Source organism: Agarivorans sp. QJM3NY_30 (assembly GCF_050870855.2).
Taxonomy (GTDB): domain Bacteria; phylum Pseudomonadota; class Gammaproteobacteria; order Enterobacterales; family Celerinatantimonadaceae; genus Agarivorans.
The window spans coordinates 1,897,752-1,922,520 of sequence record NZ_CP194038.2; the positions used below are offsets into that span (position 1 = coordinate 1,897,752).

Here is a 24,769-nt window from a genome sequence, read left to right on the forward strand (position 1 = left end):
TATGATTCCAGAACTTGGACATTATGCGTTGATCCTAGCGGTCACATTGGCCATTTTACAAAGTGTTTACCCTTTGTGGGGGGCTAGTAAAAATAGTGTTTTGCTGATGCAGTCGGCAAGACCTTTAGCTTTGGCCCAATTTGCTTTTGTTGGATTGTCGTTTGCGATTTTGAGTTATGCCTTCGCGGTCAATGATTTTTCAGTCGCTTATGTCGCGAATAACTCAAATAGCCATTTACCTCTATATTTTCGTTTATCTGCGGTTTGGGGTGCTCACGAAGGCTCCCTATTGCTTTGGGCGCTCATTTTATCTGCTTGGGGAGCAGCGGTTGCATTATTTAGTCGAAGCTTGCCGCTAGATGCTGTGGCGCGAGTGGTCGCGGTGATGGGGATGATATCGGTCGGTTTCTATTTATTCATTTTACTTACTTCAAATCCCTTCGAGCGCACGCTGCCGTTTTTCCCAGTTGATGGTCACGATCTTAATCCATTGTTGCAAGATGTCGGATTAATCTTCCATCCCCCGCTATTGTATATGGGGTATGTGGGCTTCTCGGTGGCCTTTGCTTTCGCTATTGCGGCCTTAATCTCAGGACGTTTAGATTCAACTTGGGCTCGTTGGTCTCGTCCTTGGACAATGGCTGCTTGGGTATTTCTTACTGTCGGTATTGCGCTCGGTAGCTGGTGGGCGTATTACGAGTTAGGTTGGGGTGGTTGGTGGTTCTGGGATCCAGTTGAAAATGCTTCTTTTATGCCGTGGTTGGTAGGAATTGCTTTGTTGCATTCTTTGGCGGCAAGTGAAAAGCGTGGGGTGTTTAAAGCGTGGACGGTGCTATTAGCGATTTCAGCTTTTTCTTTAAGTTTACTGGGCACCTTTCTGGTTCGCTCCGGTGTATTGGTGTCGGTACATGCCTTTGCTAGCGATCCGGCCAGAGGACTATTTATTTTGGCCTTTCTGCTGGTGGTTGTGGGCGGTTCGCTATTGCTGTTCGCGCTGCGTGCTTCAAAGGTTAAGAGCCGTGGATCTTATCGTCTGTTCTCGCGAGAAACTTTTCTGCTGATCAACAATGTATTGTTGGTGGCTGGCTTGGTTGTCGTGTTACTTGGCACTTTATTGCCGTTGATCCATAAGGAAATTGGCTTAGGAAGCATTTCGATTGGTGCCGCTTTCTTTAACCGAATGTTTAGCTGGATGATCGTTCCCTTTGCCGTTGCTTTGGGGATTGGCCCATTGCTGCGTTGGAAGCATCAAGATCCTCGGTCATTAAAAAAGCCCTTAGTTTGGCTTGCTCTGGTGAGCCTGTTATTGCCAGCCATACTGATGTTCATTATGGCACCGCAGTTCTATGCGCTGGCATACATGGCCTTAGTACTGGCGATTTGGATCATCACATGTACCGCTTTAGAAGTCTATTTACGGGCAACCCATCGTCATCGTTTTTCTAAGGGCTTGAGTACCTTAAGTCGCTCTCATTGGGCGATGGTATTAGGACATATAGGCTTAGCTGTATCGATCATTGGTATTTCGATGACCAGTCATTACAGTATTGAGCGAGATTTGCGTTTAGAGGCAGGGGACTCGGTGACTTTTGCCGCTTATCGTTTTCACTTCAAGCGTGTGGAACCCTTACAGGGGCCGAATTATCAGGGGCATGTAGCAATTATTGACGTTTATAAAGGCGCTGACTTGAGTACCACCTTACGTGCCGAGAAACGCTTTTATCGAGTACAGCGAAATATGATGACCGAGGCAGCTATCGACGCTGGTTTATGGCGTGATTTATACGCAGCCATGGGCGAGCAGTTACCCGGTGGCGCTTGGGCGGTCCGTTTATACTATAAGCCATTTATTCGCTGGATATGGTTTGGAGCGCTGATTATGGCGATCGGTGGATTGTTTGCCATGAGCGATAAACGTTATCGTTTTAAGGTGAAGCGAACACACCACAAAGATACGCTTGCTCATGAAACAAAAGCTTATGTGGAAGGTGTTTAAATGAATAAGCGATTATTTTATTTTCTACTGCCTTTGTTACTTTTTTTGTTAGTCGCCATATTTTTATATCGTGGCTTATATAGTGATGCAACAAAATTGGAATCGGTATTGGTGGGGAAACCAGTGCCAGTTTTTACCCTACAAGATCTTTATCAACAAGATAAGCAGCATAGTGCTGATATTTTTAAAGGACAACCGTTGCTACTCAATGTGTGGGCGACTTGGTGTCCGACTTGTCGCGCTGAACATGCTTTTCTGAATAGCTTATCCGAACAAGGGGTGAAAATCGTAGGTCTTAATTATAAAGATGACCGACAAAAAGCCATTGATTGGTTAACTCAGCTTGGTAATCCCTATCAAATTAATCTATTTGATGGAAAAGGACTACTTGCCTTAGATTTGGGCGTATATGGGGCTCCCGAAACTTATTTCATCGATAGTCAAGGTATCATTCGGTATCGCCATGTTGGTGATGTAAATGCTCGTAACTGGCAGCAGGAATTAGGCGCTATATACAGTCGCTTGGAGTAATGACGATGAGATTAAGGCAAGCCTTTTATCTTATATTATTGGTAATACTGCCGCAGTTTGCGATGGCGGCGATTGAGGTCCATGAGTTTGACTCTGTACAGCAAGAAACCTTGTTTAGAGAGTTGACTCAAGAGCTTCGTTGTCCAAAGTGTCAGAATAACAATATTGCTGATTCAAATGCGGGCTTGGCGCAAGATCTGCGAGAGAAAACCTACCAGATGGTCAAAGCGGGTCGCTCTAAACAACAAGTTTTGGATTATATGGTGGCCCGTTATGGTAATTTTGTGCGTTATGATCCTCCGTTGACTCCCGCGGTTCTGCTGTTATGGTTGGCACCAGCTTTTATTATTATTTTTGGCTGTTTCACTATATGGCGTTTGGCTAGGCGCAAACCAGCCCCAGTCGTTGGTTTAGATGAACAAGAACAAAAGCGATTAGCTGAGCTAATTAAACAAACGGAGCGAGAGTCAGAATGATAGTTTTTTGGTTAGCTGTAGTGGCTTTAACCTTACTTGCCTTGGCCGCAGTGGTTTTACCACTCTGGTTGCGCCGCCAGCAAGCATCACTTACCCAAACCGATTTAAATAAAGCATTGTATAAAGATCGGCTGTTAGAAATCGAGCAAGAAAATCAGCAGGGCTTAGCGGATGATCGCGAACAGCTGGTGACGGAGCTACAACACAATCTGTTAGACGATATTCCTGAAAGTTCGCTTAAAGCAGAAACTCGTTATTCAGCTTGGGTATTGTTAGTCAGTTTGGTCTTCGTTGCCACAGTTCCTGTGGGACTCTATTATTATTTGGGGAGTGCGAAACAAGTTCAACATTGGCAATCGATCATCCAGCAAATGCCAGAATTGAGTAATAAGGTGTTGTTAGCTCAAGGTGGACCGGTTAGTGAGCAGGAACTCACCGATTTTGCTTTGGGTTTACGAACCAAGCTTTATCAAGATCCGAATGATAGCCGAGGTTGGTTTTTATTGGCGAAGGTAGGCCAAGCAATGAATCGTTTGGATGTGATGACCGATGCGGCTGAAAAAGCCTACGCGCTAGATGCCGATAGTCCCAATGTGTTAGTCGTTTATCTTCAGTCATTGTTTTATAGCGGTGATGCGATGGCAAAGGCTCGCGCCGAGCGTTTGTTGGTGGCGGCTTTACAGAAAATGCCAAATCAACTGGAATTGTGGTCATTATATTCTTTTTTAGCAGTCGAGCAGCAACAGTACTCATTGGCGATCGAGCGTTGGCAAAAAATGTTAAGCCTCGTTGATTCTGGTTCAGAACGCGCTCAAATGTTGAATAAAAATATTCAATTTGCCCAAGCGCAAATTGCTCAGCAGAGCCAGGCGCAAGCGCAACAGCAATCATCTTTATCAACAGAAACTCCCACCTCAGAGCCAAACTACAGCGTGACGGTGAACCTGCAAGATGGTTTAGTCGCACCAGAATCGAGTTTCTTATTTGTGTTCGCAAAGGCTGTGAATGGGCCGCCAATGCCATTAGCCGCCAAGAGAATTGCCCACCCTAAGTTCCCATTAACCGTTACACTTTCAGATAAAGATAGTATGATGGAAGGCTTGAAATTATCACAACAAGCTGAATTCTATATAAGCGCTAGATTGTCTTACGATAATAATGCACAGACAACCACTGGCGATTGGGAAGGGAAGTCGTCAACGATTTCCCAAGGCAGTGATTTACCTATTTCTTTATTAATTAATACTCCCTTGTAGTTTTGTAGGTGTATTGTCAGTATTTAAAGTTTGCGCTATTAAGCGATTGAACTTAATGACATAATAAATGGCTGCTGAAAGGCAGCTTTAATTTTTGTATGATTGGATTGCGTTAAACAAGAGCATTTTGTTTGTTAAGTTCTATAGTTGTAACGTTACCAAGGAAGGAGCATTCAGTGCTACGTCATGTTGTATTTGCGTTTTTGACGTTTACCGCGATTTTTTCAACTGCTTTATCGGCAGCGGAACAAGGTGAGCCAGTTACCGGTTTTTCTGATCCTTTTGAAGGGTTTAATCGCAGCATGTGGGAGTTTAACTACAATTATCTAGATAAACCCATCTATCGCCCGGTCACTCATGTGTATGCTGATTATGTGCCCTTTGGTTTGCGTGAAGTCTTAAACAATGTGATCCGAAATTTGGAAGAGCCCGCTAGTTTTGCAAACAATTTATTGCAAGGAAAAGTTGAGCGTGCCTCGAATAATTTAGTTCGATTTTTGTTTAATTCCAGTTTTGGGATATTTGGGATTTTTGATCTGATGGGACGTTCAGGAGCCAAGCGAGACATCGAAGAGTTTGGTGATGTAATGGGCTTTTATGGCGTCCCTGAAGGGCCATTTGTCATGATACCGGTACTAGGACCGACGACCGTGCGTAAAGAGGTGGGGGACTGGGTTGATGCCTTTGCTTCTCCGTTGTCTAACTTAAGTTATGCGGAGCAAGCGGTAAAATGGGGTTTAGATGGACTGTATAAACGGGCTTCAGTGATTGAACAAGAACCGCTACTAGACAACTCTCTTGATAGTTACACCTTTATCAAAGACGCTTATCTACAATACCGATTATATCGTTTTTATAATGGTAAGCCTCCGACTCAGTCGAAACAGGATATCGATTCCGCCCTTGAAGGCTATTTAGATGAAATCGAAGGTTACTAAACGCGATTGGATTTTTGTTGGAATGGCCTTTGCTCGGCCCTTGGTCTAGGTTCATTTTGATCTGAATTGTGAGCGTTTTTGCTCACAATTTAGGGCGATATAAGAGCTTTTATTGCTATAAAAATAAAGCCTGATAAATAAATTTACCTATAACATTAATCGCGATGATTATGCCTAATGGAGTCACAGTTCTCATTTTACTGAGCTATGCTTATTGAAGCAAAGCTCGGTTCTGCTGTATCGCAAACCCTCAATCTCCTCGCTTAAAGTTATGTTTCAGTTAGTTTTTGGTTGTTTTTATTTTTTGTAAGCAAGCTAGCGTTCTCGAGTTATTACTTATATAGTCAAGCTGTTAAGCTTTAAAATACGTTATTAACTTATTAATAAATAAGGAAAAAGGTTGTCGATTAATGCCTCAGCATGATGAGAATCCACTTTATGGGATTTCTATATTAGTTGTAGAGGACGAACCTGTGTTTCGTCAGCAACTGCTTGCCTTCTTGACTCAGCAGGGGGCTTTAGTATGCACTGTTGAAGATGGTTATGAGGCCTTGCAAGCGATTGCTCAGCAGTCTTATCAACTGATATTGATGGATCTACAAATGCCGAGGATGAACGGGCTTGAGTTGTTGGAACATCTTGATAGTTTTCCGGGAATTATTATTGTTATTTCTGGAAAAAGTAGCATGGCCGATTTACGTAAAGTATTACAACTCGGTGCCAGTGATTTTTTGGTGAAACCATTAATCGACTTTAGAGAATTAACGCATACGATTCTTTCTAGTTTATCGATGCTGGAGCAACAAGATTCACAAATGGAATTTGCTGAATTTAGTGAGCATAAGGCACATTTTAAGGCAAATGATGCACAAGCAAGCTTGGTTTTAAGAGAAATGTTGCCCAAAACCACGCAAGAAATTGTGGGTTTCTTTTGTCATTATCGTCTAAAGGGACAAACTTTATTTCCGCTTATCAAGCAAATCGATCAGCATCATGTTGGTTTTTTAGTGGTTGATATTTGTTTGTTGGGCGATGAAGGGGTTATTGCTGCAGTCATTATTAACGGTTTCTTTCAAGATATGTGGAATCGTTTCTTAGTGAATGATCGCTCAGCTCTGCAACCCAGTATGGCATTAAGTACTTTAAATAAGATTATTAAAGCTGCCGATTTAAGAGCTTCTGTGGGCTGCTTGTACGGCATTATCGCCCATGATAATGTGCACTTTGCTAATGCTGGTCTACTTGATGCCCCCTCGCCATTTGATGCTGCTCATCCAGGTTTGGCTTTAGGCTTGAATGTTGATGCGCATTATCAAGAAGGGGCGGCAAAGCTGTCTGATATTGGGTTTAGCCTACGATTTAGAAACCTAGCCGAAGACCATATTAATTTAAAATTATTTCCGGTGACTTAATTTACCTTGGACGGTCTTATAAGGGGGCTCGAACCGCAATCTAGACCGAGCTTGACGGTTAAATAGTCTTTTGAAACATCCAGTATTGAAACTAACCCAAATTGCTTGATCTCCTCTTTTGTAACGCGCCATGCGGTCGTATTGCTCTTCTCGGCAAGGATTCAGTTTTTATTTAGCCTATAATTTTGCTTCCAATGAAAGGTTACAGCGCAAATGCTGTGGTAATCCTCCCATTATTAACCGCATTTATTCGTAGAATTCATGCTGCCGTTTTTAGTGGTGGGAACCCTCCATTTGCAAGGTGTGGTCGTTGATGATTGTAGAACCATAACCATTGGGTCGCCCGATCTTGAACATCTTCAAGTGTGTCAAACAAATACTTACTCACTAAGCCAAACCTCATAGTACGGTTGAACCTTTCTATATAGGCGTTTTGTTGTGGGTTTCCTGGCTGAATATAATCGATTCGAATGTCGTGGTTGTTGGCCCATTTAATAAACGCATGGCTAATGAACTCAGGACCATTGTCGCAGCGGATCGCAACAGGTTTGGTTCGTTGTTCGATGAGCTGCTCTAAGATCCGAGTGACTCGTACTGTGGGCATTGAAAAATCAGGTTCTGACGCCAGACCTTCACGTTTGTAATCATCTATCACATTGAATAAACGGTACTTCCGGCCATCAGATAGCTGATCATGCATAAAGTCCACGGACCAAACTTGGTTTGTTTTAATCGGCTCTTTAAGAGGCTCTGGCGTATGGCGATTCAGGCGTCGTTTTGGCCTAATACGTAAGTTTAGAGCCAATTCGCAGTAGATCCGATAAACCCGCTTATGGTTCCATGTATACCCTTTAACGTTCCGCAAATGGTGAAAACACAGGCCAAAGCCCCAGTCAGAGCAGTCTTCACTGTTGCACAGCGTTACTAACTCCTGAGCTATCAACTCATTCTCAGGTTGAAGCTTCGATTTATAGCGATAGCAGGTCTCGCTGATCCCAAACCAATAGCATGCACTTTTAATGCTGATGTGATAGTTCGCCACCGAACGCTGAGCCATCAATCGACGCTCACAGGGCTTCACCACTTTTTTGCCATCGCCTCTGAGATCACCTCTGCTTTAAGGCGTTCTTCCGCATACATCTTTTTAAGCCGTCGATTTTCATCTTCGAGTTCTTTCATCCGCGCCATAAGGGATGCGTCCATACCGCCGTATTTCGAACGCCACTTGTAAAAGGTTGCGTTGCTCATTCCATGCTCACGACAGAGCTCAGGAACAGGTGTACCAGCCTCAGCCTGCTTGAGAATAGATAAGATCTGACTGTCCGTGTAACGTGACTTTTTCATGTTGAATCTCCTGTATTTACTATACGAGAAAATTCTACTTTTGCATGGGATTAATTTTCGGGGGGATTACCCTGTCTCTAAGGGCATGGCAAAATAAATGAATACATTGCTTGTGAAAGAGGTTAATTAGACGTCATAACAACGAACCGGCATCCTTCATGCCATCATCACTATTTCAGTATGTGCTTCTGCTATTCTTTGTTTGTTGCTGTACTCAATCTGTCAAAATCAGTAGTATTGCAGCCATTTAGACGAATCAGGGTAAAGGCGTAGCATGAACAGAAAAGGTATTATCTTAGCGGGGGGCTCGGGAACTCGACTTCACCCGCTTACCAAAGTGATTAGTAAGCAATTAATGCCTGTTTATGATAAACCAATGATCTATTATCCGGTCTCAACACTATTGCTTGCGGGGATACGAGATATATTGATTATTTCAACGCCGGAAGAGTTACCTCGCTTTAAAGAATTGCTGGGTAGTGGTCGTCAGTGGGGCGTGCGGTTTGAATATGTCGAGCAGCCTTCACCGGATGGCTTGGCACAAGCATTTATTTTAGCGGAAGATTTTCTCGATGGCGCTCCCGCTTGTTTAGTGCTGGGTGACAATATATTTTATGGGCATGACTTAATTAAGTCTTTGAGAAAAGCTAATCAGCATAAAACTGGTGCAAGTGTATTTGGTTATCATGTTACCGATCCTGAGCGTTACGGTGTGGTTGAGTTCGATGATTCGGGGAAAGCGATTTCTATCGAAGAGAAACCAAGCACTCCTAAATCTAATTATGCGGTCACTGGCCTATATTTTTATGATGAGAAAGTGGTTGAGTTGGCAAAGACCATTCAGCCTTCTGCTCGTGGCGAACTAGAAATTACCGACTTAAATAATCTCTATCTTCAACGAAATGAGTTGAGCGTTGAATTAATGGGGCGTGGCAGTGCTTGGTTAGATACTGGTACACACGACTCTTTACTGGAAGCGTCTCAGTTCATTTCGGTGTTAGAAAAGCGCCAAGGATTAAAGGTTTGCTGCCCTGAAGAAATAGCCTATCGGCAGGGTTTTATTGATATTCAGCAATTAAAAGCGCTCGCCGAACCGATGTTAAAAAATGGTTATGGGCAATACTTGATGAACCTAGCAAACGACTAAGCATGTAGCCAAGAGATGGTCAAATGAAATTTATTGAAACAGTAATCCCTGATGTGAAAATTATAGAGCCAAGTGTATTTGGTGATGAACGTGGTTTTTTTATGGAAACTTTTCGTCAAACGCTTTTTTCTGAATTTTGTACTCAGCAAGCTTTAGTGCAAGACAATCACTCCAAATCTAAACAAGGAATATTGCGGGGTTTACATTATCAAACCGAACATACCCAAGGAAAGTTAGTGCGGGTGGTCAGCGGTGAAGTGTTTGATGTAGCCGTTGATATGCGAGCCAATTCAGCTACGCTTGGTCAATGGATTGGCGTGATATTATCCGCCGAGAATAAACGCCAGTTATGGGTTCCCGAAGGATTTGCACACGGTTTTTATGTGGTGAGTGCGGAAGCAGAGTTTGTTTACAAATGTACTGATTATTATGATCCCAGCTCTGAAGTGTCAGTGGCTTGGGATGACCCAGATATTGGTATACAGTGGCCCCTCGTGAATGGCTTAGCGCCATCTTTATCAGCGAAGGACCAACAGGCCATTCAATTTGTCGATGCGCCTCGTTTATAAATCAATTTACATGTCGTTTTGTGAGTAAACAATGAAAGTACTAGTTACCGGGAAAGGTGGCCAATTAGCTTGGGAATTACAGCAAGCTAAGCCTGAAGGCGTAGAGTTATTTAGCCTTGGCATTGATGAGCTGGACATTACTGATCAGTCTGCGGTTGAGCTGGCATTCGCAACAATTAAACCTGATGTTGTGATCAATGCTGCGGCTTATACCGCAGTTGACTTGGCCGAGTCACATCAAGATATTGCTTACGCAGTTAACCAACAGGGGCCTCGATTTATTGCCCAAAGTTGTAAGAAAACAAACGCTTATTTACTACATGTTTCAACCGACTTTGTTTTTTCGGGTGATAAGGCGACGCCTTACTCGGTGGATGCGGTGGCGAAACCTCTTAATGTATATGGCGCATCTAAGTTAGCGGGTGATTTAGCGGTGGCAGAGGTGCTTGCGGATCAGGCCTTGATCGTACGCACTGCATGGGTGTACTCAGTGCATGGTAATAATTTTGTGAAAGGCATGCTCAAGCTGATGGAAAGCAAGTCAGAGCTAGGGATTATTTACGATCAAGTCGGCACGCCAACTTGGGCCAAGGGACTTGCCTTGTGGTTATGGACCATGGTAGCGAAATTAAATAAAGATGAAAACACAGCTGGAGCTTATCAGTTGGCGGGTACAGCTAAAGGGCAAGTTTCTACTTTTCATTGGACTGATGCCGGGCTTGCGTCTTGGTATGATTTTGCGATCGCGATTCAGGAGTTAGGGCTTGAAAAAGGTTTGCTTAGTCAGGCGATCCCCATTAAGGCGATCCCCGCCAGTGCTTATCCTTTACCCGCAGTTCGCCCCTCATTTACGGTACTCAACAAAATCACAGCCGAGCAGGCTTCAGGCATAGAGACCATACATTGGCGTAAGCAATTAAGCCTCATGATGGATCAATTAGTTTAAGTATCAGAAGTATTAATCATAGATTTAGAGAAACGATTACAGTTGGATATTATGAATTCAAGAAAAATGTTGGTGACGGGTGGCGCTGGTTTTATTGGTGCTAACTTTGTGCATTATTGGTTGGTGAACCATCCTGGCGACAAAATCGTCGTATTAGATGCACTTACCTATGCAGGTAATCGCGCTAGCCTTAAACCAGTTGAAACGGATCCGAATTTTAATTTTGTACAGGGTGATATTTGCGATACGGCATTGGTTGAGTCGTTGTTGAAAGAGCATCAATTAAATACAATTGTGCATTTTGCGGCTGAATCACACGTCGATCGCTCAATTACTGGGCCGGATGCCTTTATCGAAACCAATATTATTGGCAGTTATAGTTTACTTAAAGCCGCAAAAAAGGTATGGATAGATGAGCCTAAAAGCCAAGGTTTAGAGACCATCCCACATCGTTTTCACCATGTCAGCACTGATGAAGTATATGGCACTCTTGGGCCCAGCGATCCAGCTTTTACTGAAGAGACTCAATACGCACCAAATTCCCCTTATTCAGCCAGTAAGGCAGCTAGCGACCATTTGGTACGCGCTTATCACCATACTTACGGTTTACAGGTAACCACCTCAAACTGCTCAAATAATTATGGCCCTTATCATTTCCCTGAGAAATTAATTCCGCTAATCATTACCAATATCTTAAACAATAAGCCTTTACCTGTTTATGGCGATGGCCAGCAGATCCGTGACTGGTTGTATGTCGAAGATCATGCCAGAGGTATCGATTTGGTGTTGAACAAAGGGCGAGTAGGCGAAAACTATAACATCGGGGGCCACAACGAATGGGCTAATATAGAGATCGTGAAGTTGGTGTGCCAATTGTTAAATCAACGATTTAGCCAAAACCCAATTTTAGCTGTTCAATATCCGCAGGCTACGGCAGCCATCGCAAACAAGGCAGAAAGTTTAATTACTTTTGTTGAAGACCGAGCAGGGCATGATCAGCGCTATGCTATCGACGCTAAGAAAACTCAACAAGAATTAGCTTATGTACCTCAAGTTTCTTTTGAACAAGGAATCGATCTAACCATTGATTGGTATCTCAATGCTCAAGATTGGCTAAAGACATTGTAGTTATCTTTATTGAACCGAGAGTTCTGAATGAAATGGAACTCTCATTTGCAATTTCTGTTAGAGACAAATTTGATTGATTACGGTGATGGTATTTGCTTTGTGGTGAGAGTAAATACCGTATATGTTGCTCATCAATGAGTTAGATCTAACACACTTAACTCGGTTTCTTTATCGCCACTTCCTATCACGAATTTCTAGCTTCAGTCACCAATACTTAGTTTTAGTCTTAATTTTTAAGCGATTGCGGCACTATAAACCAGAAAGAACCCCACCGATTGTATTTATTTGCTCTAAACTAAAAAGCAATCGACAGTATGTAAAATAACCTGTCGATTGCTTAGAATTCGAAGTTATTAAAAGTAGCATAATGTTATAGCAGCGTTGCTAGTAGTTGTTAGTCACATAAGTTAATCTGATTCTGTTTTATATTCTATAACGATATAACGAACTAAGAGCTAAAGACTAAATGGAAAATTATAACTTAACTCATCTAAAAGCATTAGAAGCTGAGAGCATCCATATCATTCGCGAAGTCGCGGCTGAATTTGATAAGCCGGTGATGCTTTATTCTGTGGGTAAAGACTCTGCGGTAATGCTTCATTTAGCGCGCAAAGCTTTCTTCCCAGGCAAAATTCCTTTTCCTTTATTACATGTCGATACTAACTGGAAATTCAAAGAAATGATCCAGTTTAGAGACCAAATGGCCAAAAAATATGGCTTTGAGTTATTGGTTTTCAAAAATCCCGAAGGGCTAGAAATGGGGATCAACCCATTTGTGCATGGCAGCGCGGTTCATACCGATATCATGAAAACTCAGGGGCTTAAAAAAGCCTTAGATCAATATCAGTTTGATGCCGCTTTTGGTGGTGCGCGTCGCGACGAAGAAAAATCTCGGGCAAAAGAGCGGGTTTATTCTTTCCGCGATAAAAATCACCGTTGGGATCCTAAGTCACAACGCCCCGAGTTATGGAATAGCTATAACTCAAAAGTAAATAAAGGGGAGAGTATTCGAGTATTTCCTTTATCTAACTGGACAGAGTTAGATATTTGGCAATATATCTACCTCGAAAATATCGATATCGTTCCGCTTTATTTAGCGGCTAAACGTCCGGTAGTGGAACGTGACGGTACCCTGATTATGGTTGATGATGAGCGTATGCCTGTCGAAGAGGGTGATATTCAACATAAGATGGTGCGTTTTAGAACGCTAGGCTGTTACCCCTTAACTGGTGCAGTAGAGTCAGAGGCCGATACCTTGCAAGATGTGATTCAAGAGATGCTGTTAACTAAAACTTCCGAGCGTCAGGGCAGAGTGATCGATCATGACAGCGCGGGCTCAATGGAAAAGAAAAAGATGGAAGGTTATTTTTAGCACTTGGAGACCAACCAAGCGTGATAGAAAAACTAAACCAAACAGTAGCTTGCGAGCATCGAACGACGAATATCAGAGTATTCCGTTAATATATAAATATTTTTTTGAGCTGTAAGATGCCCCGTGCTAACAGCTCGAAGTGAGGGAACCATGTCACACCAGTCAGATTTAATTGCTTCAGATATTGAAGAATATTTACAACAACATGAACAAAAGCAACTACTACGCTTATTAACTTGCGGCAGTGTAGATGACGGTAAGAGTACCTTGATTGGGCGCTTGTTACATGATTCAAAAATGATTTTTGAAGATCAATTGGCCAGTATTAAAAATGACTCGAAACGATTTAATACCACCGATGGAGAGTTTGATTTAGCACTACTGGTTGATGGTTTGCAATCAGAGCGAGAGCAAGGCATTACAATTGATGTTGCCTATCGTTATTTCTCAACGGATAAACGTAAGTTTATTATTGCCGATACCCCTGGGCATGAACAATATACCCGCAATATGGCCACTGGTGCCTCGAATTGTGAATTGGCGATCGTGATGATTGACGCACGCTACGGCGTGCAGGTTCAAACGCGGCGCCATAGTTTTATCGTTTCGTCTTTAGGTATTAAACAGGTTGTTGTTGCAATTAATAAAATGGATCTGGTTGATTTTTCTGAACAGCGATATGAAGAAATTAAAGCAGAGTATCAACAATTCGCTGAAAATCTAAAAATCGAGAACATTAAGTTTGTGCCAATTTCGGCGCTCAATGGAGACAACGTTGTCGAGCGCAGCGAGCAAAGTGCTTGGTATCATGGTGAAACTTTAATGGGCATGCTAGAAAGTGCGCCGATTAGCTCTGGTTTAAATTTCGACGATTTCCGTTTTCCCGTGCAATATGTCAATCGGCCAAATTTAGATTTTCGTGGCTTTTGCGGCACCATTAGTTCCGGTGTTGTGCGTAAGGGGGATGAAGTTACGTCATTGCCTTCGGGGAAAGTTTCCAAAGTGAAGAGCATCGTTACTTTTGATGGTGAGCTAGATGAAGCATACGCGCCGATGGCGGTAACGCTCACTTTAGAGGATGAAATTGATGCCAGCCGTGGAAATATGCTGGTTCATAGCAATAACAAGCCATGGGTTGCAAGCAGTGCCGAAGCAATGATCGTTTGGATGGCAGACGATCCTTTAATTGCCAATAAGCAATATGATTTTAAATTGGCAAGCAAAACGACCTCGGGTTCAATTGCGCAAATTGAGCACCAAATTGATGTGAATACACTGGAAGAAAAACCCGCAGTGCGCTTAGCTTTAAACGAGATCGGTGTTTGCCAAGTGCAGTTTAGTCAGCAGGTCGCATTTGACGCTTACAGTCGCGCGCATGGTACTGGTTCATTTATTATCATTGACCGAATTAGCAATGTGACCGTAGGCGCGGGGATGATCCAAGCCAAGGGCAAGCTTGAAGAACAAACGGTAAACAGTGAGTTTTCAGCTTTTGAAATCGAACTTAATGCGCTGGTTCGTAAGCATTTCCCTCATTGGGATGCGAAAGACCTTCGCGAATTGTTAAAATAATGTCGATACAAGCAATTCTAGTGCTAGTTATTTTTACTGGCACTATTGCTGCTCTGATTCGGTATCAGCAATATCCGGCTAAAATATTTGGCGGGGTTATGTTGATATTGTTTATATTAAACTTAGTTAGTTCTGAGCAAATATTGGCCAATATCGCAAATCAAGGATTGATGACGCTGGTATTGCTGATGCTTTGTTCGATCGCCTTAGAAAAAACCCGCTTATTACGCTTATTAGCGGCCTCGATTATTAAGCCTTCGTTGCGGGCAACTTGGTTGCGTCTTTTTGCAAGCACTGTGCTGTCGTCGGCTGCGCTCAATAATACTGCTGTGGTGGCTACGTTGTTGGCGCCGATCCGTAATAACCCTTACCATAGCGCTAGTAAGTTGCTGTTGCCTCTGTCTTATGCGGCGATATTAGGTGGAACTTTGACCCTCATCGGTACCTCTACCAATTTAATCGTGAACAGCTTATTACTTGAAAGCACCGGCCAAGAACTCGGATTTTTTGATTTTACATTGATTGGCCTCGCCGCTGTGGTTTGTTGCGGACTTACCTTGGCATTTTTCTCTCGTTATTTACCCGATCATCAGCGTGAGGTCGATAGTTATCAAAGCTATTTTATCGATGCCAAGATCCAACAGGACTCGGGTCTCATTGGTAAAAGTGTCGAAGATAACGGCTTAAGGCACCTCGAATCATTATTTTTGGTGGAAATCGTCCGTCAAGGGAAGTTGATTAGCCCCGTTTCTCCCAGTGAAGTGCTTAGTCAAAATGATCGTTTAATATTTAGTGGTGATGTCACCAAAGTCATGCAATTAAATCAATTCTCGGGATTACAAACTTTCGCGGATTCAAATGGTTTGTTGGGGACCAATTTAACCGAAGTCGTGATTCGGCCTGAAAGTATTTTGGTGGGTAAAAGCCTTAAAAGAATGGGGTTTCGGGCGCTATTTGATGCAGCTGTCGTGGCAATCAAGCGTGACGGCGAACAAGTGTCTGGAAAGCTTGGAGAGTTAGTCTTGCAAGCGGGTGATTTTTTAGTACTTGCTGTAGGAGACGATTTTAAATCTCGGAGCAACTTAACTAAGAATTTTATTGTAGTTAGCGGTGTTGAACCAGATACACGGCTTAATGGTTGGTCTGAGCTGATCGCGATTGCTGGCTTTGCTATCGCCGTCATCTCCGCGGCAGTTGGTGTACTGAGCCTATTTAAGGCGATGGTATTGCTGCTGGGTGGTTTATTGTTTTTTCGTTGCTTAACCCCAAGTGAGATAGTTCGACGTTTTCCTAAAGACATCTGGCTGATCGTCGCTTCTGCGCTTACTTTGTCACAAGCTTTATATAATGTTGGTCTGGTCTCTTTACTTACCGAAAGTTTTGGTCAAATCTTAAGCCCTCAGTGGGTGATGGTGACCTTAATCATTATGTACTTATTAACCTGGTTGTTTACGGAATTAGTCACCAATAATGCAGCTGCTGCTTTGATGTTTCCGGTGGCCTATGGTGTAGCAAATGCAATTGGTGCAAATCCAATGACCTTTATTATGACCGTTGCCTTTGCCGCCAGCGCTAGCTTTGTGAGCCCTTATGGTTATCAAACGAATCTCATGGTATATAACGCCGGGCGATACAACTTAAAAGATTTTGTAAAACTGGGCTTACCGGTGGCGATTGTATACGCAGTCGTGGTGATTGGCTTAGTTCCATTATTGTTTCCTTTACACTAGCAGAAGAGTGCAAAGAACTTTAGTGGGTGATAAGTCATCCAAATTACAAGCTATCGCTGACTTGAGCTATTTACAGTTCGAATTTTTATTTAATATTTTTGAGGTTGTTATGAACAATAAAAGTGAAAATGTAGTTTGGCATCATCACAGTGTAAGCCGAGATTTACGGATCACTCAAAAGGGACATAAGCCTTGTGTGCTTTGGTTTACCGGTTTAAGTGGCTCGGGTAAATCTACAGTTGCAAATGAGGTCGATTATTTATTACATCAGCGAGGTGTTCATACTTATGTGCTCGATGGTGATAATGTTCGCCATGGACTAAATGGTGACTTAGGGTTTTCAGATAAAGACCGTGTAGAAAATATTCGCCGTATTGGTGAAGTTGCCAAGCTTTTTGTCGATGCAGGGATGGTGGTTTCAACTGCGTTCATTTCGCCGTTTAAAGCAGACCGAAGTATGGTTCGTAAGCAGCTAACGGAAGGTGAGTTTTTTGAAGTGTTTATTGATACACCGATCGAAGTCTGTGAGACGCGTGATCCAAAAGGTTTATATAAGAAGGCTCGTGCAGGAGAGATAAAAAACTTTACCGGAATTAGTTCTGCCTATGAGGCTCCGGAACAAGCCGATGTACATGTGAAAACCGAGGGTAAAACGGTTGAAGAATGTGCCGCGGTGGTCATCCAAGCCTTGCTAAAAGCAGGTATCATCGACTAGGGCGTTGAATTTGCTTGAACTCCAAATAAGCAATTAATGAGCTATATTTTGTTCGCGTGTCGAAGTGCTGACTCAAGTAGAGGTTGTTGTGCGATATATCGATATTTTTAACGGTGATGCCGATGGTATCTTGGCTTTGTTGCAATTGCGCTTAGCCGAGCCCCGGCAAAGTTTGTTAGTCACTGGGGTGAAGCGAGATAACCAGTTAGCTGTAAAACCACAATATGAAGAAGGGGATGTGGTCACCGTTCTTGACTTATCTTTAGAAAAAAATATTGAAGGGGTGAATCGTGCACTTAAGGCTGGTGCGAGAGTGCATTACGTTGACCACCATCGGCCTGGAAATATTCCGGAGCATGAGTTGTTAACCACCCAAATAGATACTAGCGTTGATGTCTGTACTGCGTTATTAATCGACAAGCAACTCAATGGTCGTTTTCATTTGTGGGCGATTACTGCTGCCTATGGAGATAATTTACTTGAGGTGGCTGAGGGCTTGGCTGTCGCCCAAGGTTTAAGTCTTCAACAGAGAACGCAATTAAAAGACTTAGGTGTACTGATTAATTATAATAGTTACGGGCACTCTATTGCTGATTTGCATATCGCACCAGCAGCGCTGTATCAAGCTTTATTGGCTTATTACTCTCCTTTTGATGCGATAGCTGACCTAAGTTCGCCATATCATCGTCTAAGAATTGCCTATGCTGAGGATATGCAAAAAGCACAACTCGCCGAAGTTTATTATAAGAGCGATATCTTAAAAGTCGTTAAATTGCCTGACCAAGCATGGGCGAGACGGGTAAGTGGTGTGTTAGGAAATGATTTGGCCAACAGTGACCCTGAGCGGGCTCATATCGTACTCAGTCAGAGCTGCAGCGGTGATTTTATGGTGAGCCTACGAGCACCCAAGAATAATAAACAGGGTGCAAGTCAAATATGTAGCACATTTAAAACAGGTGGTGGTAGAGAAGCCGCTGCGGGTATTAATTGCTTACCAGCTGACAATATAGAGGCGTTACTTACTGTGACGGAACAGTTTTATGCTAGCTCAAGCGGTGAATAATTAGGCGAATTACTTGTTTGTTATTCACACATTCACTAAAAATATGTTTGAGACTTAAATTTATTTAATGAATTTGTAAATAGTAAGTTTGCCTTTAAAAATACCGGGGCTCCATAACTATTTGATTTAATTGTCTATATCTGTTTTCTTTAGGTTTTAGCTCAGCTTTTATTGATATTTATCGGCGGTCTGCTTTACTTTATCCCTCAATTCAGTGTGATATACTTCCCGCGATTTCAATTTGAGTTTAGGGAACGTTCTCTGTGATGTGTTTTAAAAAAACGCTTTGTTTAGTTGTTGTTAGTGTTAGCTTTTTTTGCAGCGCAATGGCAAATGCTAGCTACTATGGCGGCGCGATATTGAGTTATTCTTCGGCTGAATATACTGCCTCAGCAGGGGCGGAGAATGCAGACGGTAACCCGTTTGTTTTACAAGCTCAAGTTGGACGATTTTTTAATGATTATATCGCCTTAGAAGGTCGTTATGGTTTATCTACTGGGCGTTCTGATGGTATATCAATCGATAGTTTAGCTTCTATATTGGTAAGAGCGAATCTGCCAGTATCAGAGCAAACGGCCATGTATGCACTGGTGGGCGCTTCCTCGGCTAAACTAAACCAGCAAAATGTTGGTAGTAGTACCGAAAGTGGTACCAGTTTTGGCTTAGGCGTGCATTATGCGTTTGACTCTTCGCGTGCGATGACGATTGAGTACCTCAGTAGTTTGAATAAAGATAAAACTAAGGTCGCAGGGCTAAGCTTAGCCTTTCAGTACCGCTTCTAAACTTTCGATATGAATCAGCTACAAGCTACTTGGTACCTACTTTATTGCAAAGCGGGTCAAGAGGCTCGCGCACAATTGCACCTCGCTAATCAAGCTTACGTTTCCTATTGTCCTTATATCTGTGTAGAGCGAATTAATAAAGGAAAACTTAGACACAAACAAGAAGCGCTATTTCCTAACTATTTGTTTGTGCAACTGAATGAAGAAAGCAATTTTAACGCTGTACGCTCAACTCGAGGCGTGATTGATTTTGTTAAGGTTGGCCGAAACTATCAAGTGGTTGCTGATGACATAATTGCTCAAATAAAAAGTAGTGAGCACGCCCACAGTCAGCCAACGATTGAGCAGGTATATCAGCCAGGGATGAAAGTAGCTGTTCAGCAAGGTGCTTTTCAATCACTTGAGGCAATTTATCAGCGAGCCGATGGTTTAGAGCGCTCGGTAATTTTGGTTCGTTTATTGAATCAGCAAGCGTCCTTAGTTGTTAACAATAGAGATATTTGTCTCACCTGTTAATTTTATGTTGCAAAAATATAACCAAGCATGGATGGCGAATTGGGGGCCGAAACCTAAGGGCGGTAGCGTTTTTAATTTGATGTTCTATCTAAAGTACTATATTTCAACAAATCAATTTATCTACTTAGAAAATGAGCGTATTAATCACTTTGTAAGTTTACGTAAGCAAGGTAGTTGAAGTAATATGTAGCCAGTTATTATTAACGTTTTAATTTGATTGAAACTCCGCAACCTAGTTTGAGAAAGAGAATATAACGGAATGAAATTTGGACTAAAAAGTCTTATCGCGATCTGCTTGGTAGCTTGTTCACAGAATGTTTTCGCTGTAAATGTAAGCCCAGAACAGATGCAGATGCTTAAGGCGCTTCCCGCAGAGCAACAGGCGGCACTTGCGAAGCAATATGGCGTGGATGTTTCTCAACTTAACTCGTCAAATGCATCTCAGGAGGAAGTTTTGGCTGCTCCAAAACTTCCCGAAAAACGCAATACTCAGGAAGACGAAGAGCAAAATATAGCAAAAAAGAATAGTGCGGGGCAGGTTGAAGAACTACAACGCTTTGGTTTAGACGTATTTGCGACCCAACCGGCAACTTTTGCTCCCTTAAGCAATGTGCCAGTAACCGATAATTATCGACTAGGGCCTGGTGACACCTTAGTTGTTCAATTATTTGGTAAAGAAAACAGTAAATTTGAATTTCGGGTGAATCGTTATGGCTCGATTAGTTTTCCCGAATTGGGCCCGGTTAATGTCGCGGGCTTAAGTTTTTCAGAAGTAAAAGAGTTACTCACTAAGACGATTTCGGAGAAGAAAATTGGAGTGCGCAGCAGTATCACCATGGGTGAACTGCGCAGCATCGAAGTTTTTGTGCTTGGCGAAGCCTATCAGCCGGGTAAATATTTAGTCAGTTCTTTGTCGACGATGACACATGCCTTATACGCCAGTGGAGGGGTTAATGGTAAGGGCAGCTTAAGAGATATTCGTTTACTTCGAGACGGTAAGTTAGTGAATCGTTTGGATGTGTATGATTTGCTGATTAATGGAGATACTTCTGATGACTTGCAGCTACGTTCTGGCGATGTGATTTTCATTGCCCCTTTGGGGCCGACTGCGAGCATAGATGGAGAAGTTGTTCGCCCTGCAATTTATGAGCTAAATGACCATGAGACAGTAAAAGATCTTGTCTCTATGGCTGGTGGATATACAACCAAAGCTTATAAAAATTCAGTCAGTTTTGAGCGGATTACTAAAGAAGGTTTAATTGATTTAAATACCCTCGATTTAAACGACAAAACAGATTTATCTAAAAGACTGAATAATGGCGATTTTTTAACTATAGACGCTATCGTTAAACATACAAAAAATTATGTTTCAGTGAAAGGTAACGTGGTTCGCGAAGGCCGTTTTCAGTGGCGAGCAGGTATCAAAGTGTCAGACCTGTTTCCGAGCATTCATCGCAGTTTGTATCAAAGTAGTGACCTCAATTATGCCTTGGTCGTGAGGCGTAAACCGGATCAAACGATTCAAGTTCTACAAATCAATTTAGGTCTGGCGATTAGTAATAAACAATCACAAAGCAATATTGAATTAAACGCCGAAGATGAGATATTAGTCTTCACCAAATATGACCTCGCTAAGTTTGACGATGCTTTTTCCATCGCGACTAACGAAAAGGATGTATTGTCAGTTGATGCTGCCGAAATTAATGCCAAGGTAGAAGAGACAGAACACGCGCAGAATAAAACCGTTGGTAACATCCAAGGTGATGACGGTTATGACTTTGAGCGTGCATCTCAGTTAACTCGTATACCCGTGGAGCAAATTAAAAAAGCATTTGCATCCACCCGAGAAAAGTTACTTGCACCAGTGTTAACGCTGCTGCAGGGGCAGTCATCTATTGATGATGATGCCCATCTCGTAGAAATATTTGGTGAAGTGAAATTTCCTGGCGTTTATCCCATCACGGATAAAAACACCATTAAAGACTTAATTACGGCAGCTGGCGGACTAAATAATGGTGCTTATGCGCAACATAGCGAACTTTCGCGCACTGTTGTTCGGGATGGCCATGCGAAAGTTAACGTATTGCGTTTAAATCTTAATGATGCCTTGCAAAATAATCCGGCGGATAATTTGGTGTTGCAGTCGCGTGACCGACTCAATGTATTGGCGGTTCCTAATTTACGTAAACAACGTACCGTGAATATACAAGGGGAAGTGCGTTTTCCTGGAACATACGTGATTAAACGCGGTGAGACTTTGGGGGCAGTGATTAAGCGTGCGGGAGGCTTAACCGACTACGCTCACGAAGACGGTGCGGTATTTACGCGTGAGGCGTTGCGTTTACGAGAACAAAAACAGATTGACTCCTATGCTGAGGCGATTCGCCAAGAGGTGGCGAAGAAGAGTTTACGGCAAACCGGACCCGGCAGTTTTTCTTCATCGGCATCGCCTTCCGAGCAGTTGGCTCTAATTGAAGAGATGAGTTCAACCAAGGCTTTGGGGCGAATGGTGGTTGATTTACCGGCTATTTTGGCACATGACGATTCCAAGGATTTTATGTTGGAAGATCAAGATTTACTTTATGTGCCGCAATATCGCAATACAGTCACGATTATGGGTGAAGTACAAATCTCGACATCTTATTTGTTAGACGAGAAGTATAGTTATAAAGATTATATTAATTTTGCTGGTGGGACTAAAAAACAAGCCGATGAAGATCGGGTGTTTGTGGTTAAAGCAAATGGAGCAGTCTATAAACCCGAATCAGGATTTTGGTTTAAAAACAACTCTCAAGATTTACAACCGGGTGACACAATTGTAGTCCCTATTGATACCGACTACCGTGATGCGCTAAGTATGTGGACGGCGGTAACTCAAATTATGTATCAAATAGGTGTTGCGGTTAACGTTATTAAGTAACTGTACATTATTTCGGGCCTTGGTTTGCGCTAAGGCTATTGCTTTATCTAACTTATCGGTATTTGACTTAACTATGAACAGCAGTACGCCACAGCAACATCAGCAGCGGTTTCAAGATTATCCGCCTCAGTTTCAGCAGCAAGAGGATGAAATTGACTTACGTGAGTTATTTGCTGTTATTTGGCGTGGTAAATGGCTAATTTTAGCCTGTACCACACTTTTTGCGGTGGCAGCGGTTTTTTTTGCAATTAGCCAACCCAATATTTACCGTGCAAACGCCTTGTTGGCGGCGACTAATCAAGAAAATAACAAACTCAATAGTATGGCTTCGCAGTTTGGTGGTTTGGCATCGTTGGCGGGGATTAACCTTGGCAGTGGAGGCGGAACCGATCAGACAACGCTGGCCATCGAAGTACTCAAATCCAGGCAGTTCTTTAGTGAATTTGTTAACAAATACCAAATAAAACCACAGTTGATGGCGGCCTTATCATGGGATCCAATTAGCGAGAAATTAGATTTAGATCCGGAATTGTATGACGCCGGCTCAAAGACCTGGGTGCGCGAGGCCAAACCGCCGCAACAGCCAGAACCATCCATGCAAGAAAGCCATGAGTTCTTTTTGAAGGAAATTCTGAGCGTTTCTACTGATAAAGAAACCGGTTTAATCACTCTTGCCGCGGAGCATATTTCGCCAGTGGTTGCCCAACAGTGGGTGAGTTGGTTGATTGAAGATATTAACCAAGTGATGAAACAACGTGCTCGTTTAGAAACCATGGCAAATATTAATTATTTAAAACAGCAGCTGGAAAAAACGTCGGTTGCGCAGATGCAGAGTGTTTTCTATCAATTGATTGAAGAGCAGACCAAAACGTTAATGTTAGCCGAGGCCAATGAGGACTTCGTGTTTAAAGTGATTGATCCACCTGTTGTTGCAGAAAAAAAAGTAAAACCTAAACGAGCGTTAATTTGTGTATTAGGGACCTTGTTGGGTGGAATGCTTGGTGTGATGCTGGTACTTATTCGCCATTTTTCTCGAAGCGAACAACAAAGTACAGAAAACAATGAGTAAAATACTCTTGATAGCTTTAAGCTTAAATTTTATAGGTTGGCAGGGATGAGCATCTTCGTTTTGTCTTTATTTGTAGCATTTGGTGGTACTTTTAGTGCGATTAAATTGTTAAAACCGATTGCGGTGAAACACCAGCTGGTGGATAAACCAAATGAGCGAAAATTGCACGTAGGCGCCATTCCGCTGATTGGTGGGATTGCGGTATATGTGGGTTTTGTATTGTCACTGATGGTGATTGCTCACGGCTATGATGTTTCTTTCAAGTATTTTTTACTGGCTTCTGGTGGGATCTTGTTAGTCGGAATGCTGGATGATAAATATGATTTAAGTGTACGCCTCCGGATGTTTTGTCAAGCCGTGGCTGCTAGTGTCATGATGTTTGCCAGTGGAGATAGAATTGAAAATTTAGGTAACTTACTTGCTTTTGGTGATATTCATTTAGGATGGATTTCTATCCCCTTTACTTTGTTAGCGGTTATGGGCGCGATTAATGCCTATAACATGGTGGATGGTATCGATGGCCTTGTGGGTGGCGTAACTTTTAGTAGTATGTTGTCGTTGTCTTTGCTGTTTATATTGGAAGGCTATTTAATTGAATCATGGATAGCAATGTGTTTGGTGGTATCGCTGATCCCTTATCTTATTTTTAACCTCACTCGCGCCGATAACCCCAACGGTACAAAAATTTTTATGGGGGACGCGGGTTCAATGTTTGTAGGCCTGAGTGTGGTTTGGTTACTCGCCATTGGCTCTCAAGGCGAATCAGCAGCATTTAATCCAGTGACTTCACTATGGGTTATTGCGATTCCTCTGATGGATATGGCCGGAGTGATGATCCGTCGTAAACGTAAAGGCTGTTCTCCTTTTAAGCCTGACCGAGATCATCTTCACCATATTTTCATGCGTGCAGGCTTTAACTCCAAACAAACACTTATTTGTATTACTAGTTTAAGTTTTACTATTTCTATGTTTGGCGTGCTACTCGATCATCTTAACGTACCTGATTGGTTTTCTTTTGGGCTGTTTCTCGTGGTTTTTGCGGGATACTTGACGGCTTTACGATATATTTGGCGTTTGCTAAAAGCATTTCGAAAAATCGAAGCATTCCGGCGAATGCGACGCGTGAATCAAATAAAGCTATCGAGAAGTTATAAGCACAAAAGCGTTTAGAAAAATATATAGATTACCCACTGGAATGAGAGTCCAAAATTAGGTGCAGTCAAGGTATTGCAAGGACTGGTGAAAAATCGTCTGGAATAAAATGGGCTATCAAAGTAAAAATTTCTC

At 42.5% G+C, this 24,769-nt stretch carries 21 protein-coding genes; 20 read left to right on the plus strand and 1 reads right to left on the minus strand.

Annotated elements, in window-relative coordinates:
* Position 1: 1 nt before the first annotated feature.
* The 6 genes from ACRRSX_RS08735 (at position 2) to ACRRSX_RS08760 (ending at position 6,609) form a co-directional block, all read left to right on the plus strand.
* Positions 2 to 1,996, plus strand: a complete 1,995-nt coding sequence (locus ACRRSX_RS08735) for a heme lyase CcmF/NrfE family subunit (RefSeq protein ID WP_432453592.1) — start codon at positions 2 to 4, stop codon at positions 1,994 to 1,996.
* Positions 1,997 to 2,527, plus strand: coding sequence for a DsbE family thiol:disulfide interchange protein (locus ACRRSX_RS08740; protein ID WP_432453591.1), 531 nt, complete (start codon positions 1,997 to 1,999; stop codon positions 2,525 to 2,527).
* 5 nt (positions 2,528 to 2,532) lie between these two features.
* On the plus strand, positions 2,533 to 3,003 hold the full coding sequence (locus ACRRSX_RS08745; protein WP_432453590.1) for a cytochrome c-type biogenesis protein: 471 nt from the start codon (positions 2,533 to 2,535) through the stop codon (positions 3,001 to 3,003).
* A complete protein-coding gene (gene ccmI, locus ACRRSX_RS08750) occupies positions 3,000 to 4,259 on the plus strand; it encodes a c-type cytochrome biogenesis protein CcmI (RefSeq protein ID WP_432453589.1) in 1,260 nt (419 codons plus the stop codon). The genes ACRRSX_RS08745 and ccmI overlap by 4 nt, the downstream gene beginning before the upstream one ends.
* Positions 4,260 to 4,435: 176 nt before the next feature.
* Positions 4,436 to 5,197 (plus strand): MlaA family lipoprotein, encoded by a 762-nt coding sequence (locus ACRRSX_RS08755; protein WP_432453588.1) that lies wholly within the window; start codon positions 4,436 to 4,438, stop codon positions 5,195 to 5,197.
* Between the two features lie 410 nt (positions 5,198 to 5,607).
* Positions 5,608 to 6,609, plus strand: a complete 1,002-nt coding sequence (locus ACRRSX_RS08760) for a response regulator (RefSeq protein ID WP_432453587.1) — start codon at positions 5,608 to 5,610, stop codon at positions 6,607 to 6,609.
* Positions 6,610 to 6,868: 259 nt separating this feature from the next.
* Here the strand turns inward: ACRRSX_RS08760 and ACRRSX_RS08765 are convergent.
* Positions 6,869 to 7,953, minus strand: a protein-coding gene (locus ACRRSX_RS08765) for an IS3 family transposase (protein ID WP_432451743.1) whose coding sequence is annotated in 2 segments (ribosomal slippage) — positions 6,869 to 7,704 and positions 7,704 to 7,953 — 1,086 coding nt in all. Because the reading frame shifts where the segments join, the coding sequence is not laid out codon by codon here.
* Between the two features lie 274 nt (positions 7,954 to 8,227).
* Here ACRRSX_RS08765 and rfbA point away from each other — a divergent pair.
* From rfbA to wecA, 14 genes are all read left to right on the plus strand, one after another.
* Entirely contained in the window at positions 8,228 to 9,100 is an 873-nt protein-coding gene (gene rfbA, locus ACRRSX_RS08770; RefSeq protein WP_432453586.1) for a glucose-1-phosphate thymidylyltransferase RfbA, read from the plus strand.
* A gap of 23 nt (positions 9,101 to 9,123) precedes the next feature.
* Complete coding sequence (rfbC, locus tag ACRRSX_RS08775; RefSeq protein ID WP_432453585.1) at positions 9,124 to 9,669, plus strand: dTDP-4-dehydrorhamnose 3,5-epimerase; 546 nt, start codon at positions 9,124 to 9,126, stop codon at positions 9,667 to 9,669.
* A 31-nt stretch (positions 9,670 to 9,700) separates the two neighbouring features.
* Positions 9,701 to 10,615 carry a dTDP-4-dehydrorhamnose reductase gene (rfbD, locus tag ACRRSX_RS08780; protein WP_432453584.1) on the plus strand — a complete coding sequence of 305 codons (915 nt, stop codon included), beginning with the start codon at positions 9,701 to 9,703 and terminating at the stop codon, positions 10,613 to 10,615.
* A 51-nt stretch (positions 10,616 to 10,666) separates the two neighbouring features.
* Positions 10,667 to 11,743, plus strand: coding sequence for a dTDP-glucose 4,6-dehydratase (rfbB, locus tag ACRRSX_RS08785; protein WP_432453583.1), 1,077 nt, complete (start codon positions 10,667 to 10,669; stop codon positions 11,741 to 11,743).
* Between the two features lie 466 nt (positions 11,744 to 12,209).
* Positions 12,210 to 13,115, plus strand: coding sequence for a sulfate adenylyltransferase subunit CysD (cysD, locus tag ACRRSX_RS08790; protein ID WP_432453582.1), 906 nt, complete (start codon positions 12,210 to 12,212; stop codon positions 13,113 to 13,115).
* Between the two features lie 150 nt (positions 13,116 to 13,265).
* A complete protein-coding gene (gene cysN / locus ACRRSX_RS08795; RefSeq protein WP_432453581.1) occupies positions 13,266 to 14,687 on the plus strand; it encodes a sulfate adenylyltransferase subunit CysN in 1,422 nt (473 codons plus the stop codon).
* The gene (locus tag ACRRSX_RS08800) at positions 14,687 to 16,417 is read left to right on the plus strand and encodes an SLC13 family permease (protein ID WP_432453580.1); all 1,731 of its coding nucleotides are present in this window, start codon (positions 14,687 to 14,689) and stop codon (positions 16,415 to 16,417) included. Before cysN ends, ACRRSX_RS08800 begins: the two co-directional genes overlap by 1 nt.
* Positions 16,418 to 16,526: 109 nt before the next feature.
* Complete coding sequence (gene cysC, locus ACRRSX_RS08805; protein WP_432453579.1) at positions 16,527 to 17,132, plus strand: adenylyl-sulfate kinase; 606 nt, start codon at positions 16,527 to 16,529, stop codon at positions 17,130 to 17,132.
* An 88-nt stretch (positions 17,133 to 17,220) separates the two neighbouring features.
* The gene (locus ACRRSX_RS08810; RefSeq protein WP_432453578.1) at positions 17,221 to 18,195 is read left to right on the plus strand and encodes a DHH family phosphoesterase; all 975 of its coding nucleotides are present in this window, start codon (positions 17,221 to 17,223) and stop codon (positions 18,193 to 18,195) included.
* A 326-nt stretch (positions 18,196 to 18,521) separates the two neighbouring features.
* Positions 18,522 to 18,977 carry an outer membrane beta-barrel protein gene (locus tag ACRRSX_RS08815; RefSeq protein WP_432453577.1) on the plus strand — a complete coding sequence of 152 codons (456 nt, stop codon included), beginning with the start codon at positions 18,522 to 18,524 and terminating at the stop codon, positions 18,975 to 18,977.
* Between the two features lie 9 nt (positions 18,978 to 18,986).
* The gene (rfaH, locus tag ACRRSX_RS08820; protein ID WP_432453576.1) at positions 18,987 to 19,493 is read left to right on the plus strand and encodes a transcription/translation regulatory transformer protein RfaH; all 507 of its coding nucleotides are present in this window, start codon (positions 18,987 to 18,989) and stop codon (positions 19,491 to 19,493) included.
* Positions 19,494 to 19,752: 259 nt separating this feature from the next.
* Positions 19,753 to 22,413 (plus strand): SLBB domain-containing protein, encoded by a 2,661-nt coding sequence (locus ACRRSX_RS08825; protein ID WP_432453575.1) that lies wholly within the window; start codon positions 19,753 to 19,755, stop codon positions 22,411 to 22,413.
* Positions 22,414 to 22,486: 73 nt separating this feature from the next.
* Positions 22,487 to 23,482: a Wzz/FepE/Etk N-terminal domain-containing protein gene (locus ACRRSX_RS08830; RefSeq protein WP_432453574.1), complete on the plus strand. Its 996-nt coding sequence runs from the start codon at positions 22,487 to 22,489 to the stop codon at positions 23,480 to 23,482.
* A gap of 45 nt (positions 23,483 to 23,527) precedes the next feature.
* Positions 23,528 to 24,652 (plus strand): UDP-N-acetylglucosamine--undecaprenyl-phosphate N-acetylglucosaminephosphotransferase, encoded by a 1,125-nt coding sequence (gene wecA / locus ACRRSX_RS08835; RefSeq protein ID WP_432453573.1) that lies wholly within the window; start codon positions 23,528 to 23,530, stop codon positions 24,650 to 24,652.
* Positions 24,653 to 24,769: the final 117 nt, after the last annotated feature.

Excerpts from the sequence above, each read along its gene's own strand:
- ACRRSX_RS08740 (WP_432453591.1), top strand. The coding sequence starts at position 1,997 with ATGAATAAGCGATTATTTTATTTTCTACTGCCTTTGTTACTTTTTTTG.
- ACRRSX_RS08830 (WP_432453574.1), top strand. The coding sequence starts at position 22,487 with ATGAACAGCAGTACGCCACAGCAACATCAGCAGCGGTTTCAAGATTAT.
- rfbD (WP_432453584.1), top strand. The coding sequence starts at position 9,701 with ATGAAAGTACTAGTTACCGGGAAAGGTGGCCAATTAGCTTGGGAATTA.
- rfbA (WP_432453586.1), top strand. The coding sequence starts at position 8,228 with ATGAACAGAAAAGGTATTATCTTAGCGGGGGGCTCGGGAACTCGACTT.
- rfbB (WP_432453583.1), top strand. The coding sequence starts at position 10,667 with ATGAATTCAAGAAAAATGTTGGTGACGGGTGGCGCTGGTTTTATTGGT.
- ACRRSX_RS08745 (WP_432453590.1), top strand. The coding sequence starts at position 2,533 with ATGAGATTAAGGCAAGCCTTTTATCTTATATTATTGGTAATACTGCCG.
- ACRRSX_RS08760 (WP_432453587.1), top strand. The coding sequence starts at position 5,608 with ATGCCTCAGCATGATGAGAATCCACTTTATGGGATTTCTATATTAGTT.
- rfbC (WP_432453585.1), top strand. The coding sequence starts at position 9,124 with ATGAAATTTATTGAAACAGTAATCCCTGATGTGAAAATTATAGAGCCA.
- rfaH (WP_432453576.1), top strand. The coding sequence starts at position 18,987 with ATGAATCAGCTACAAGCTACTTGGTACCTACTTTATTGCAAAGCGGGT.
- ACRRSX_RS08800 (WP_432453580.1), top strand. The coding sequence starts at position 14,687 with ATGTCGATACAAGCAATTCTAGTGCTAGTTATTTTTACTGGCACTATT.
- ccmI (WP_432453589.1), top strand. The coding sequence starts at position 3,000 with ATGATAGTTTTTTGGTTAGCTGTAGTGGCTTTAACCTTACTTGCCTTG.
- cysN (WP_432453581.1), top strand. The coding sequence starts at position 13,266 with ATGTCACACCAGTCAGATTTAATTGCTTCAGATATTGAAGAATATTTA.
- ACRRSX_RS08815 (WP_432453577.1), top strand. The coding sequence starts at position 18,522 with ATGGCAAATGCTAGCTACTATGGCGGCGCGATATTGAGTTATTCTTCG.
- wecA (WP_432453573.1), top strand. The coding sequence starts at position 23,528 with ATGAGCATCTTCGTTTTGTCTTTATTTGTAGCATTTGGTGGTACTTTT.
- cysC (WP_432453579.1), top strand. The coding sequence starts at position 16,527 with ATGAACAATAAAAGTGAAAATGTAGTTTGGCATCATCACAGTGTAAGC.
- ACRRSX_RS08825 (WP_432453575.1), top strand. The coding sequence starts at position 19,753 with ATGAAATTTGGACTAAAAAGTCTTATCGCGATCTGCTTGGTAGCTTGT.
- cysD (WP_432453582.1), top strand. The coding sequence starts at position 12,210 with ATGGAAAATTATAACTTAACTCATCTAAAAGCATTAGAAGCTGAGAGC.
- ACRRSX_RS08735 (WP_432453592.1), top strand. The coding sequence starts at position 2 with ATGATTCCAGAACTTGGACATTATGCGTTGATCCTAGCGGTCACATTG.